Genomic DNA, 13620 nt, shown 5'->3' with positions numbered 1-13620 from the left:
GTGAGAGGAGAGGCCCATGCGGCTCTCCCAGAAGGCAAGGCTCCTTTCCGCAGTACTCGTGCCGATGGTCGCGCTGGTCGCGTGCTCGGGCGGGTCGGGCGGCTCGGGCGGCGGCAAGGCGGCTGGCAGCGGCGGCGGCGACGAGCAGGTGAAGCTGACGGTCTGGAGTTGGGACGGCACCGTCGAGAAGGCCGTCCCCGGCTTCCAGGCGGCGAACCCGAACATCAAGGTCGAGGTCGTCAACGGAGGCTCGTCCCAGGACGAGTACAAGGCGCTCGACAACGCCATCCAGGCCGGTTCCGGTGTGCCCGACCTCGTGATGTTCGAGTACTTCGCGGTGCCCTATTTCGCCATTCCCGGCAAGCTCGCCGACCTCGGAGAGTTCGGCGTCGAGAAGTTCAAGAACGACTACGTCCCGGCCGCGTGGGCCGATGTGACGGTCAACGGCAAGGTCTACGCGCTGCCGTCCGACTACGGGCCGTCGGCCATGTTCTACAACTCCGCCACGCTCAAGAAGGCCGGCATAGACAAGGCCCCGGCAACGTGGGACGAGTACTACGAGGCCGCCAAGAAGATCCGCGCGCTCGGCGGCGACCACTACATCGCCCAGGACACGGGGGACATCTTCTTCCTGCTGTCGCTCATCTGGCAGGCCGGCGGTCGCCCGTTCACGGTGAACGGCAACAAGGTGCACATCGACTTCACGGACGAGGGCACGACCAGGGCCGTGGCCTTCTGGCAGAAGATGCTCGACGAGGGCCTGATCAACACCAAGATCACGGGTTGGTCCGACGACTGGAACCGGACGCTCAACGACGGAAGCCTCGCCACCCAGACCATGGGCGGCTGGCTGACCTCGACGCTGCCCGAGCGCGCGCCGAAGGCCGCCGGTGACTTCAGGGTCGCCCTGATGCCGCAGTGGAAGCAGGGCGACAAGGTCGGAGCGGAGAACGGCGGAAGCTCCTTCGGCATCCCGGCCGCGGCCGGGCACAAGGACGCGGCGTTCAAGTTCCTCGAGTACTTCGCGCACGGCGGCGGTCTGTCGACCCGCGTCGACGCGGGAGCCTTCGTGCCGAACACCTCGGTGCTGGAGAGCGAGGCGTTCCAGGGCAAGGCCAACAAGTACTTCGGCGACCAGAAGGTCGGCGCCGTGCTGGCCGAGGCCTCGGAGACCGTCGGGAGCGGCTGGCAGTATCCGCCGTTCTTCGAGTGGGCGCGCTCGATCTACGGCGACATCGCGTCACCGTTCTACACGACGGGCAAGGTCAAGCTCGCCGAGATCCTCGAACAGTGGAAGCAGCGCTGCATCCAGTACGGCAACGAGCAGGGCTTCCAAGTGGACTAGTGGTTCCTCGTCACGGCGGGGGCCGCGTGCGGCACAGCCGTCGCCGCACAACAGCCGGCGCAGAAGCGAGCCGGGCAACGCGTTGGATCGGAAGGAACACGGACATGGACCTGGCACGTCGGTTCGACGTCACCCCTTCGGCCATGGCGTCGCCGGATGAGGAACGGCATCCGGCGCCGGCCGGGAGGCGCCGGAGGTCGCAGATCGGACTGGCGTTCATCGCGCCCTTCGGCGCGCTGTTCGCGCTCGTGTTCATCGTGCCGATCCTGTACGCCGCCTACCTGAGCCTCTTCCAGGAGAGGCTCATCGGGGGCACCACGTTCGTCGGGTTCGCCAACTACGGCAAGCTGTTCCAGGATCCGCAGTTCTGGGACGGGGTGGGACGCGTCATCCGGTTCACCCTCGTCCAGGTGCCGATCATGCTGTTGTTCTCCATGGCGCTGGCGCTGGCGCTGGACTCCATGCGCGTGCACGGCACCAAGTTCATGCGGGCGACGATCTTCCTGCCCTACGCGGTGCCGGCGATCGTGTCGACTCTCATGTGGGGATTCCTGCTCGGCGTCAAGTACGGCCTGTTCGGCAGCCTCAACGACGCCCTGGGCACGGACATCGACCCCTTCGCCCCCGGAACCACGCTCATCTCCATCGGGCTGATGGTGACCTGGGCCTTCACCGGCTTCAACATGCTCATCTTCTACGCCGCGCTCAAGGCCGTCCCGCGCGAACTGTACGAGGCGGCCGCGATCGACGGGGCGAACGAGTTCCAGGTCGTCCGCGCGATCAAGTTGCCGGCGCTGCGCGGATCCCTGGTCGTCACGATCATCTTCTCGATCATCGGCACGTTCCAGATGTTCAACGAACCGCAGATCCTGCCCACCATGGTGGCCAACAGCGGCGTCACGACCTTCTACACGCCCAACCTGTACGCGTACAACCTGGCGTTCACCGGGTCTCAGCAGGGCTATGCGGCAGCACTCGCGCTCGTCATGGCGGCGATCACGATCGCCGTCGCCTACGCCGTCCAGATCAGAGGGTTGAGGAATGCGTCCGATCAGTAGCCCGCGAGCCGGGGCCGGGAATGCCTCCGGCGCGCCGATCCGTCGTTCCGGTCGCGGACGCCGGCTCTACACGGTGGAAAATCCCAAGAAGAGCACGACTCTCACCGTGATGACGGTCCTGTTCACCCTCTACTGCCTGCTGCCGCTCGTGTGGCTCGTCATCAACGCGACCAAGTCGCAGGCTGACTTCGTCTCGTCGTTCGGGCTCGCGCCCGGTCGCGACTTCGCCCTCTGGGACAACATCGTGGAGGTGTTCCGCTACCAGGACGGGATCTTCTCCCGGTGGCTTCTCAACACCCTCCTCTATGTGGTCGTGGGTGCGACCGTGTCGACCTTCCTGGCCGCCCTCGGCGGGTACGCCCTGGCAAAGCTCGACTTCCGGGGCAAGCGGGTGTTCCTCTTCGTCGTGCTGGGATCGATCTCGGTCCCCGGCATCGCCCTGGCGATCCCGCAGTTCCTGCTGTTCGCGCAGCTCGGCCTGACCAACACCCCGTGGGCGGTTCTCATCCCGTCCTTCATCAACCCGTTCGGGTTGTACCTGATGTGGGTGTTCACGGCCGAAGCCGTGCCGACCGGCCTGCTCGAGGCCGCGAAGATCGACGGCGCCGGGGAGTTCAGGACCTTTCTCCGGATCGCGCTCCCGATGCTCGCGCCGGCGAGCGTGACGGTCCTGCTCTTCTCGTTCGTATCGATCTGGAACAACTACTTCCTGCCGTTGATCATGCTCAAGGACCCCGCGTGGTATCCGCTGACCGTCGGAATCAACCAATGGAACAAGCTGGGCTCGTCGGCAGGGAACGGCGCCCTCGTCCAGAATCTCGTGATCACGTCCGCGCTGCTGACGATCGTGCCGTTGATCATCGCGTTTCTCAGCCTGCAGCGATACTGGCAGTCAGGTCTGGCGCTGGGCGCCATCAAGGGCTAGCCGCCCGCCTCTGCCACCTGTAAACGACCCTGTGAAGAGAAGTGAGACCATGACGAGCGACAGTGTGTCCGAGCTCCGGCTGCGGATCGACGGGAAGCTGTGCGACGAGAGCGCCTTCCCGCACGTGTGGAGCAAATGCATCGGGGCCGGACGGGCGAACGAGGCACTGCGCGCGGACTGGCAACGGCAATTCGCCGAGGTCGTCGACGCATGTGGAATCGAGTACATCCGCTTCCACGGCGTCTTCCATGACGACATGTTCGTGTACCGGGAGAGTTACGGCGGCGGATTCGGGCCGAACTCCCCCCTTGCCGAGCCCGTGTACACGTTCAGCTACGTGGACAAGGTGTTCGACTTCATCGTGGACTGCGGTGTCCGTCCGTTCGTCGAGCTGGGCTTCATGCCGCGCGAGCTGGCGACGGAGACGGAGACGGTGTTCTGGTGGGGCGCTCACTGCAGCCCGCCCAAGGACATGGCGCGCTGGGTCGAGCTGGTCACAAGGTCGGTCGAGCACTGGATCGACCGCTACGGCCTCGACGAGGTGCGGGAATGGCGGTTCGAGGTGTGGAACGAGCCGAACCTGGTTCCCCACTTCTGGACCGGGACGAAGACCGAGTACTTCGAGCTCTACGAGCAGACCGTGACGGCGATCAAAAACATCGATCCCGCGTTGAAGGTGGGCGGGCCCGCGACGAGCGTCTTCGTGCCCGACGACCGCTACAAGGGCGAGGTCGAGGACCGCGCCGCGACGCACGAGACGGCCGCCGCCTCCGACGTGGACGCGCTCGACTGGCGCCCGGTGTGGATCGAGGACTTCATCGCCTGGTGCGCGGAGCGCGGACTGCCGATCGACTTCATCTCGACGCACACCTATCCCACCGACTTCGCGTTCGCCGTCGACGGTGAGGCGGTGCACATCACCCGGTACGCCGACGCCACGTTCGACGACCTGACCCTGCTGCGCAAGCTCGTGAGCAACAGCGCGTACCCCGATGCGGAGATCCACATCACGGAGTGGTCGACGTCGCCGTCATCGCGTGACTTCATCCACGACACGGTGTTCGCGGCGACCTCCATCACGCGGTCGTATCTGCAGTGCGCCACCCTCGCCGACTCGATCTCCTACTGGACCTTCACGGACGTCTTCGAGGAGGGGGGCGCCGGCATCGGGCCGTTCCACGGCGGGTTCGGCCTTGTGAACGAGGGGGGTGTTCACAAGCCCACGTTCCACGCCTTCACGATGCTGGAACGGCTCGGTGACCGGCTGCTCCTCGCGACGTCCGACGGGGTCGTGACCCGTGACAGCCGGACGTCGGCCGTGTCGGCGGTGTTCTTCAACTACCCCGAGGACATGGGCATGAGGGGTGTCCGGTCGCAGGACTCGTACGCGGCGACGCGCGCGCTGGCCGAGATGGGGCCGAGCCGGCGGATCCGGCACTCGATCGACGGTCTGAAGCCGGGCGCCACGTTCCTCGTCGAGGTCGTGGACTGGGAGCACGGGAACGTCGCCGAGGCCTGGTATCAGCTGGGGTCCCCTCTCAACCCGTCCAGGGCCGAGAGCGAGCACCTGAGCAGGGTCGCCGACTCGCTCCTCAGGTTCACGCTGACCGTGCCCGACACCGGTGTGCTCGACCTCGACGTCGAACTCGCGCCGTGGGCGGTGATGTCGCTCAGGCAGTCGGCATGACCGCTCAGGCGGCGAACAGGAGGAGCAGGCCCACCACGGTGTAGACCACCATCAGCACGAGCAGGGGAACCTGCCCGAGTACGGCGGTCCGGCGCGGGAACAGGGCCAGCGCGCGGTCGTGGGCCAGTACGGTGCCCAGCACGTGGCCGATGACGATGACCGTGACCTGGAGGGTGGCGACTCCCGCGGGGGTGGTGCCCAGCGCCTGGATGGTCCACCCGGCGGTGCCGAACCAGTCGGCGCCGGTGTCCAGCGGGTCGGACAGCAGGGCGATCGTCCGCTGCCCTTCCAGGAGGAACAGGGTGTAGTAGTGGGCGACGACGTACCCGACGGCTATCGGCACGATCGAGTGGGCGATCTCGCCCGCGGTCGTGCCGGGCTCGGCCGCGCCCCATCGGCCCGCGAGCGCGGTCGCGGCCCGGTACGCCGCGAGCACCAGGCCGATGACGATGACCAGGCCGGCGGTGCCCGTGACCGGCGCGGGCACCGAGCTCTCCTGCACGAAACGCACCCATACTGGGGCGTTGGACAGGCTGTCGTACATGGTGGAGCCCAGGAGCACGACCACCAGCGCGGTCAGTCCCGGTGCCGGTCGTAGCCCGGCCATCCCGTCCAGGGAGTTGCGCCAGACCGCGACGCCGTCGCCGCGCCTGTGCACGGGGGCGAGCCTGCCCACGAGGTCGCTGTAGACCTCGAACGGATCGGCGTGGTCGAACCACCGGGAGCCGAAGACGACCGCTCCGGCGAGCATGAGCACGGTGTAGGCCGCGAGCCAGGTGCCGATGACCGGCAGGGTGGCCCGTTCGGGGGCCACCAGTTCCAGCCAGACGAAGGCGAACAGGCCGGCGCAGGCGGGCCGGTATCCGACACCGGCGGGCAGCGGCCGCAGGCCGCGCTCAGGGTCGCGTCCGAGCCCCTTGCAGGCCAGAAGGTGCAGCGTCCGCAGCGGGTTCAGGCCGCGCCACACCGGGCCGAACAGCAGCGAAAGCGGCACCAGGCCGACCCAGAACAGCACGTAGAACGCCCCGGCGGTGGGGTTGTCGGCCCGATCGGGACCGAAGATCAGCCCGATGCAGAAGTACGCCGCGGCGACGAGCCCGGCGATCCGCCAGACCCACCGCCAGGCCGGTGCGGTCACCGCCGTCTGGATGACGGTGGGCAGCGAGCGGGCACCGGTGAGTGCGCCACCCAGCCGCGGCTGTTTCCACAGCGCGCCGAGCGCCACGAACGACACCAGCAACGCGAGGATCGCGCCGGTCAGCGCGGCCGAGAAGGGGATCGGCAGGTCCTGACGGCCGCCGATGCCGTGAGCCAGCAGCATCCCGCCCGCCTAACGCACGACGAGCTGGAACAGCTGCAGTCCCGACTCGTGGGTCTCCATCTCGAAGAGCCCGGTCTCGTCGGCGACGAACTCGATGCTCGCAGGGGTGCCGGGCTTCAGGCTGGCCTCCTTGTCGTACCCGTGCAGGTGCGCCTCGTCGGCGGCGTCGCTGGTGACCGTGATCCGCACCGTCTGGCCCTTGGTCACCTCGATTCGTCCTGGAGGCGGCGTGACCTTCCGACCGGCGACGGTGACGGTGATCTCCTTTACGGCCGAGTCACCGGAGGCGGCGGCCGCCGGCTCGGCAGGAGCCGACTCCGCAGGGGCCGACTCCGCAGGGGCCGCGGGAGCCGACTCGGCAGGAGCCGGGGCAGCCGACTGAGCGGGGGTGGCGGCATCCGATCCGCCACAGGCCGACGTGGCCATCAGCAGGGCCACGCCGACTGGGAGCGCGGCGAGCAGCGGGCGCAGGCGCGCAGGGGCGATCGTCATGGGGGAGTTCTCCTGAAGGGGGTGGGGCAAGTCAGCGTCGCCTGGTGGATTTGGGGCGCTGTGGAGTACGGGACGCCGACGGGCGTGCGGGTTTCCTGGCCTGCGGGCGGCCGGGAGACGGCCGGGCCGCCGACGCGTCGGGCACGGGCCGCCGTGCCGCCCGCACAACCAGGACGCCCGCTCCGATGACGAGGAGCGCGGGCACCAGCCATACCGACAGCCCGGTGCCGGAGTCGGCCGGCTGCGCTGTCCGGGCGGCAGTGCCGGGCGTGCCGGGTTCGGGCACGGCGCCTTGACTGCCGCCGGTTTCGGGAACCGCGGGGCCCATCGCCGCCGGGCTGCCACCGGTCTGCGTTGCCGGGGCCGGGCTGGCGCCGGCCTGTGGCACCGGGGCCTGGGTGCCGCTCCCAGGCTCGGCCGAGGCGAGAAGGATGGCGTCGGGCTCGTTGTCCGGGGCCTGCCAGCCCTTGGGCGGCCCCGAGGTCCTGCCCTTGTAGGTGAACCGCAGTTCTCCCCGCACCGGCTCCCCGTCGGAGGCGATCGACAGGTAGCGCACTAGGTACTCGCCCCGCTTCGGCCAGTAGGCGACGGGGATCTCCGCGGGGTACCCGGTGTTGTACACGCTCGGTTCCCACACCCCGTCGACGAGGTTGTACTCCTGGACCGGCTTGTCGAGGCGTTTGGGCTGACCGTGCCTCCAGGGCAGGTCGACCCGGTCACCGCCGGGGGCGGTGACCGCGAAGTACGCGTTCGGGGCGGGCGCCTCGGTGAAGTAGAGCGACAGGAACTCCATCGGCTCGCGGACCGTGCCGTCCTTGACCGGTGTCGACATCGCGAGCTGGCCGTGGGCGGAAGCGGGCGCCGCGAGGGCGACCATCGTCAGCACGCCGACGAGGACCGCCAGAAGCAACCGGCCCAACAAGCGTGCCAGGGTCACTTCTGCTCTCCATGACGGTACGGCCCCTGGATGAGGGGGATGGGCTCGGGCCGGGGAGACCGATTGGGTCGAGGCTAACGACTTTCGCTCTCGATGAACAGAACTTGATGCGTTCGCAACAGAAGTGGAGTGAGTCGTCCGACCGGGGAAGCGCCCGTGGTCACCACAGGCGTGCCACGATGAAAATTTCACCGCCCGGCGATCGAATCGTTCCGGAGGACGCGAACGGGCGGTCGGGCCGGCCGGCCACCCCGGCCCTGCCCGGGCGGGGTAGCCGGTAGCGCGGGGACGCGGCCTAACGCCGCAGCCGTACGGGATCGGCCGGTCCGCTGCGGCGGACGAGCCAGGCCTCGGTGATGTGGTTGAACATCGCCTCGGAGGCGCCCTCGGGATCGTGGGCGGCGATGCGTTCGTAGATGCGCCGGTGGCCCAGGTTCGACGCCACGCACAGGGCTCGCTCGGTCCGGCCCATGTAGCGGGCGGTGTTCACGACCTGGCTCTCCAGCGCCCGTACGACGCCTCGGGCGATGCGGTTTCCCGACGCCTGCATGATCGTGTCGTGGAAGGCGCGGTCGCTTTCCGCGTACGTGACGTGGTCGTCCACGAGCTCGTCCATCTGGTCCACCAGCGCGCGCAACCGCTCGACCGTGTCCGGCCCGGCCAGGCGGGCGGCGACGTTCGCCATGTCGGACTCGAGCACCCGTCGCGTCACGACGAGGTCGTCGAGAATCGCCAGGCTCTCGTCCTCGGCGATGGTCGCCGCGAGGACGAGCTCGTCGAGCATGTCCCACATCGCGGGCGGGGTCACCATCGTGCCGGCGCCCTGGCGGACCTGCACCAGCCCCTTCTCCTGCAGGACTTTCACGGCCTCCCTGACGACGGTGCGGCTCACGGAGAAGGCTTCGCACAGCGCGGGCTCGGGGGGCAGCGGCGTCCCCGGCGGGTGCGCGCCGCGTACGATGCGCTCCACCAGCTCGGCGGTCACCGCTCGGGCGAGGCTGGCCGGGCGTCGTACCCAGGCCGGTGGCGCCGGGGTGCCGCCGGCCGTTTCCTGCGATGCCGCCATATCCCCCTCCGGTGGCCCTGGCCAAGGAGCGCCACCGCGCCAGTATACGCGACGTCTATTGACGTCAGACGTCATACGAGTTACCTTTCGCCGGACACGGCCGGGTCCGCCGGCCGCTCTCGGAGAGTGAGAGCAGCGATGAAGCAGAGAGCCTTGTGGTCGGCGGTGATGGTCGCGGGACTGGCCGTGGCCGGCTGCGGGAGCGCGGCGCGGACGGAGTCCCCGTCCGGAGACTCTCAGCAGAAGCAGCAGAAGCTCGTGGTCTGGGACTGGAAATCAAGCGAACCGACAGCGGCGGCATATATCGAGAAGGCGAAGGCCGACTTCGCCAAGCGGCATCCCGGGGTCACCGTCGAGTTCGTCGCCCAGCCGTTCGACCAGTACTACACCCTGCTGGGCACGGCCATCCAGTCCAACAAGGGGCCCGATGTCATGCTCTTCAACGGCGGCGGGCAGATCCGTGACCGGGTCGACGCGCTCCTTCCGCTGGACCAGTACGTGGCCGGGGACAAGAGCCGGCTGGCGGGCTGGGACGCGTTCAGCAAGGACGGCAAGATCTACGCCGCGCCGGTGACCCTGCAGGGGCACCCGATCTACTACAACAAGGCGCTCTACGAGAAGGCCGGTCTCGACCCGGCGAACCCGCCCAAGACATGGGACGAGTTCGCCGGCGACTGCGCCGCCATCAAGAAGGCGACCGGGGCGTCGTGCTTCGCGCTCGGCAACAAAGAAGGCTTCGGCATCCAGTTCTTCATGTCGGGCCTCGGATCCGGCATCCTGACGCCGGAGGAGTACGACGACTGGATCGGCGGGAAGCGCGACTGGACCTCTCCCAACGTGAAGCGGATCTTCGAGTTGTGGAAGGACGCCAACGACAAGGGGCTGAACAACAAGGGCGCCAACTCCACCGCGATGTTCACCGACATCTTCAGAGTCTTCGAGACCGGTAAGGCCGCCCACATCATCGGGCTGATGTCGGACATCGGGCACTGGAAGGACTTCGGCGAGTTCCTGCCGCCCGACAAGATCGGCGTCATGCAGGCCCCCGTCGTCGCCGACGGAGCCACCCCGAGCCTTCCGTACGACGGCGGCATCGGCTACGCGGTCGCGAAGTGGACGAAGGATCCGGGGCTGGCCGCCGATCTGGTGCGTTCCCTGACCTCGACCGACGCCTTGACCGCGTTCTACTCCAAGGCAGGTGCGATCGCGTCCGACACGACGATCGACGTCTCGCAGGCCGGCCCGGCAGTCGCCGCGATCGTGTCCGAGATCAAGACCGGCAAGCCCGCCCTGCACGTCGCGCTGTCCTCCAAGACCCTGGACCTGATGGGAAGGCTGTCCCAGCAGCTCCTCAGCGGGTCGACCACGGTGGACAAGGCGGTGGAGCAGTTGGCCGCCTCCGACCGGACGGGCTGATCGCGTGCCGCTCGGAGGTTCGTCGCCGTTGGTCCGCCCGGCAGGCTCCGGGCGGGCCGGCGGAGCGACGACGAAGCAGCGGGGACCTCGCGAGGGGGCGGCTGTCCGGCCGGCCTCCCGCGGGGCGCGCGCGGAACGCCTCGCCCCCTACGTCCTGGTGGCCCCGGCCGTACTGATCATCGTGGTGCTGCGGCTGTGGCCGCTCGTCCTGGGGGTCAACTTCTCCTTCACGGGCGACGGCGAGCTCAACGGGACCCCGGTCGGCCTGAGCAACTACCTGGAGCTGGCCGGCGACCCGTTGTTCCACACCTCGCTGCGCAACGTCGGGCTACTGGTGCTGCTGCTTCCCGTGGCGGTGGCGATTCCGGGCCTGCTCGCCACCTTCATCTATCTGCGCGTTCCGGGGCACCGGGTCTACCGCAGCGTCTACTTCTTCCCGGCTGTGCTCTCCCCGGTGATCGTCGGCGCGATCTTCAACCTCATGCTCGGGTTCGACGGCCCGCTGAACGCCGCCCTCGGGGCGATCGGCCTCGGCCCGGTCGACTGGCTCGGCGATCCGGGCATCTCCATGTTCACGGTCGTCGGCGTGCACGTCTGGGCGACGTTCGGGATGGCCCTGGTGGTGTTCCTCGCCGGGTTCAGCACCCTCGACGCCTCGCTTCTGGACGCCGCCCGCGTGGACGGCGCGTCGCTCCGCCAGGTCATCTGGCACGTGATCATCCCGAGCCTGACGCGCACCATCCAGTTCGTCTTCGTGACCACGATGATTGGGATGCTGACGTCCATGTTCGGCCTGCTCTTCGTCATGACCAGCGGGGGACCGGAGGGATCGACCTACCTGCCGGAGTACTACATCTGGCACCAGCAGGGACAGATGAACCGGCCGGCGCTCGCCTCGGCCGCCTCAACTGTTCTCTTCGTCGTCATGCTCGTGGTGGGGCTCCTGCAGATCACTCTGCTCCGCCGCGCGGGGAGGCAGGACTGATGCCCGGCAGGCGTCTGGCCAGGTGGGTGGCCGCCGTTCCGATGGCCGCTCTTGCGCTGGCGACGATCTATCCTCTGATCTTCACCACCAACGTCGCGATGAAGACCCGGCGCGACTACATCCTCGACCGGTTCTCCCCGACGGATTCCCTGCGCTGGGACAACATCGCCGAGGCGTGGGCCGGCGCCGGAATGGCGCGATACTTCGCCAACTCGTTCATCGTCGTGTCGTTCGCCGTGGCCCTGCTGCTGCTGTTGGGGTCGATGGCGGGCTTCGCGCTGAGCCAGTTGCGGTTCCGCGGCTCTTCGGTGATCTTCCTGGGCTGTCTCGCTGGGCTGTTCATCCCGTTCCAGGTGATCATGGTGCCGCTCACCAGGATCATGGCCGACAGCGGGCTCGTCGACACCTACCCCGGACTGATCCTGGCCTACGTCGCGCAGTTCCTCCCGTTCACCGTCTTCCTGATGACGAGCCACTACAGGACCATTCCGGCGGAGATCGTCGACGCGGCCAGGATCGACGGAAACACGGTGTACGGGGTGTACCGGCGGATCATGCTCCCGCTGGGCGTTCCGGCGCTGCTCTCCGTGGGAATCCTCGACACCCTGTTCTGCTGGAACGATGTGCTGATCTCCCTGCTGATGATGCCGTCGCCCGAGCATCGGACCCTCATGATCGGGGTCAACTCACTGCGCGGACAGTACTCCGACGACATTCCCACCTTCGCCTCAGGAGTCCTGATCGCCGCGATACCCGTGCTGATGCTGTATCTCTTCCTCCAGCGCCAGATCGCCGACGGCGTCACCGCCGGTTCCACGAAGGGCTGACATGCGGATCACGGGGTATCGGACCATGACGACGGTCCAGGAATGGGGCCGTCCCGTCGGTGACGCCAACGGTGTCTTCCCCGACGGAGTCGTCTCGACGCCGATCGTCATGGTGGACACCGACGAGGGGATCACCGGCGTCGGCCTGGGGCCGCACGTGGAGATCGACGCCGTGTTCGCCGCCATCGAGGGCGAGGATCCGCGCGGCGTGACGGCGCTCTACGACCGGATGCTTCGGCAGACCTTCAAGGCGGGGCACGCGGGCGCCGTGTTCGGCACGATCGGAGCACTCGACACCGCCCTGTGGGACATCAAGGCACAGGCGGCCGGTGAACCGCTCTGGCGTCTGCTGGGCGGACGGGACAGGCGGGTTCCCGCCTACGCCTCGGGCCTCGACATCGGCCTGACCGACGACGAGCTCGTCTCCGCCTATCAGGTCTACGCCCAGCACGGTCTGCGGGCGGCCAAGCTCAAGGGCGGCCTCGACATCGAACGCGACCGGCATCGCCTGAAGCTGGTGCGGGACGTCCTGGCCGAGGCCGGGCAGGGACTGCGGCCGGGCCTCATGCTCGACGTGAACGAGGCCTGGACCCGCAAGCAGGCGGTGCGGCACGTCTGCGAGCTCGAGCGCACTTTGGACCTCACCTGGATCGAAGAGCCGGTCCGGCGGTGGGACGCCGAAGGCCTGGCCGTCGTCGGCCGGGGGATCCGCGCCTCCGTCGCCTCGGGGGAGAACCTGACCGGGCTCGAGCAGTTTCGTCCGCTGCTCGCCGCGGGAGCAGTCGACATCGTCCAGACGGCCGCGGTCTGGGGAGTGACCCACTTCCTCCGGGTGTCCGCCCTGGCGCACGCCCATGACCTGCCGGTCAGCCCGATCGGCACCACGCCGGTCGCGCTGCTGCACGCCGCGACGTCGGTGCCCAACCACATGGCGAGCGAATTGCAGGACCTGTACCCGCCGGTCGGGATGTCGCTCGACCTGCACGTCGAGAACGGCGCCTTCGTCCTCGGAGACACGCCGGGCCTCGGCATCACGATCGACGAGCAGGCGATCGACACGTTCGCGCGCCGGCCGAACACCGGGGCCGCCAAGGGCCCCAACATCCGGCCGGAGCACGCCGGACGACGGCTTCTCGCCGTGACCGGCGGCTCTTCACCGAGCGGTCTCTGGGGCGGGACGACGCCTTCCGCGGCCGACGCCGGCGTCTGAGCCCCCACCCCGCGTCGGAAGGGAGTGCGGGCATCGGCCGGGATCAGCCGGAGGGGGAGAACAGGCGCTGCTGGATCTCTCTGCGGTAGTCGTCGAGTGTGTTGTCGATGTGTGTGGCGGCGGCGTGGGCGGCGGCTTCGGGGTCGCCGGCGCGGATGGCCTGGTAGATGGCGTCGTGTTCTTCGACGGCTTTGGCGGCGTGGCCGCCGACTGAGCCGCGCATGCCGATGAGGCTGGATTGTGCCTGCAGGCGGCGGGCTTCGCGTACGGCGATCTGGAGGAACATGTTGTGTGAGGCGGTGGCGATGGCGGTGTGGAAGGTGTCGTCGCCCTGGTTGAAGAGGTCTTCGC

The 13620-nt window shown here is 68.4% G+C and carries 13 protein-coding genes; 8 read left to right on the top strand and 5 right to left on the bottom strand.

Translation table 11 applies throughout. The features are described 5' to 3' along the window. Nucleotides 1-16: 16 nt before the first annotated feature. The 4 genes from FH610_RS41845 (at nt 17) to FH610_RS41830 (ending at nt 5015) form a co-directional block, all read left to right on the top strand. The gene (locus FH610_RS41845; protein ID WP_139580795.1) at nt 17-1345 is read left to right on the top strand and encodes an ABC transporter substrate-binding protein; all 1329 of its coding nucleotides are present in this window, start codon (nt 17-19) and stop codon (nt 1343-1345) included. 104 nt (nt 1346-1449) lie between these two features. Further along, the gene (locus tag FH610_RS41840) at nt 1450-2403 is read left to right on the top strand and encodes a carbohydrate ABC transporter permease (protein ID WP_139580794.1); all 954 of its coding nucleotides are present in this window, start codon (nt 1450-1452) and stop codon (nt 2401-2403) included. Between the two features lie 73 nt (nt 2404-2476). Continuing rightward, complete coding sequence (locus FH610_RS41835; protein WP_240809514.1) at nt 2477-3328, top strand: carbohydrate ABC transporter permease; 852 nt, start codon at nt 2477-2479, stop codon at nt 3326-3328. Nucleotides 3329-3377: 49 nt separating this feature from the next. Continuing rightward, complete coding sequence (locus tag FH610_RS41830; protein ID WP_139580792.1) at nt 3378-5015, top strand: GH39 family glycosyl hydrolase; 1638 nt, start codon at nt 3378-3380, stop codon at nt 5013-5015. 4 nt (nt 5016-5019) lie between these two features. Here FH610_RS41830 and FH610_RS41825 read toward each other — a convergent pair whose 3' ends face one another. The 4 genes from FH610_RS41825 to FH610_RS41810 all read right to left on the bottom strand — a co-directional run bounded on the left by FH610_RS41825 (nt 5020) and on the right by FH610_RS41810 (nt 8831). Continuing rightward, the gene (locus FH610_RS41825) at nt 5020-6336 is read right to left on the bottom strand and encodes a hypothetical protein (RefSeq protein WP_139580791.1); all 1317 of its coding nucleotides are present in this window, start codon (nt 6334-6336) and stop codon (nt 5020-5022) included. Nucleotides 6337-6345: 9 nt separating this feature from the next. Then, on the bottom strand, nt 6346-6828 hold the full coding sequence (locus FH610_RS41820) for a cupredoxin domain-containing protein (RefSeq protein WP_152313712.1): 483 nt from the start codon (nt 6826-6828) through the stop codon (nt 6346-6348). 31 nt (nt 6829-6859) lie between these two features. Further along, nucleotides 6860-7765: a copper resistance CopC family protein gene (locus tag FH610_RS41815; RefSeq protein WP_139580789.1), complete on the bottom strand. Its 906-nt coding sequence runs from the start codon at nt 7763-7765 to the stop codon at nt 6860-6862. 295 nt (nt 7766-8060) lie between these two features. After that, complete coding sequence (locus FH610_RS41810; protein ID WP_139580788.1) at nt 8061-8831, bottom strand: FadR/GntR family transcriptional regulator; 771 nt, start codon at nt 8829-8831, stop codon at nt 8061-8063. 138 nt (nt 8832-8969) lie between these two features. Between FH610_RS41810 and FH610_RS41805 the strand changes: the two genes are divergently transcribed. From FH610_RS41805 to FH610_RS41790, 4 genes are read left to right on the top strand one after another with little or no spacing between them, the layout of a single operon-like run. Then, nucleotides 8970-10247: an ABC transporter substrate-binding protein gene (locus tag FH610_RS41805; protein ID WP_139580787.1), complete on the top strand. Its 1278-nt coding sequence runs from the start codon at nt 8970-8972 to the stop codon at nt 10245-10247. A 28-nt stretch (nt 10248-10275) separates the two neighbouring features. Then, the gene (locus FH610_RS41800; RefSeq protein ID WP_139580786.1) at nt 10276-11232 is read left to right on the top strand and encodes a carbohydrate ABC transporter permease; all 957 of its coding nucleotides are present in this window, start codon (nt 10276-10278) and stop codon (nt 11230-11232) included. Continuing rightward, nucleotides 11232-12059 carry a carbohydrate ABC transporter permease gene (locus FH610_RS41795; RefSeq protein ID WP_139580785.1) on the top strand — a complete coding sequence of 276 codons (828 nt, stop codon included), beginning with the start codon at nt 11232-11234 and terminating at the stop codon, nt 12057-12059. Before FH610_RS41800 ends, FH610_RS41795 begins: the two co-directional genes overlap by 1 nt. Before the next feature lie 25 nt (nt 12060-12084). Further along, entirely contained in the window at nt 12085-13269 is a 1185-nt protein-coding gene (locus FH610_RS41790; RefSeq protein WP_205826444.1) for a mandelate racemase/muconate lactonizing enzyme family protein, read from the top strand. A gap of 43 nt (nt 13270-13312) precedes the next feature. Here the strand turns inward: FH610_RS41790 and FH610_RS41785 are convergent. Further along, nucleotides 13313-13620: FCD domain-containing protein (locus tag FH610_RS41785; protein ID WP_139580783.1), on the bottom strand; the 308-nt coding region annotated here is incomplete at its 5' end.

It is taken from the genome of Microbispora catharanthi, assembly GCF_006334915.2.
GTDB lineage: Bacteria > Actinomycetota > Actinomycetes > Streptosporangiales > Streptosporangiaceae > Microbispora > Microbispora catharanthi.
The sequence above is the reverse complement of the archived record's forward strand: the minus strand, read 5'-3'. Positions and strand labels throughout refer to the sequence as shown.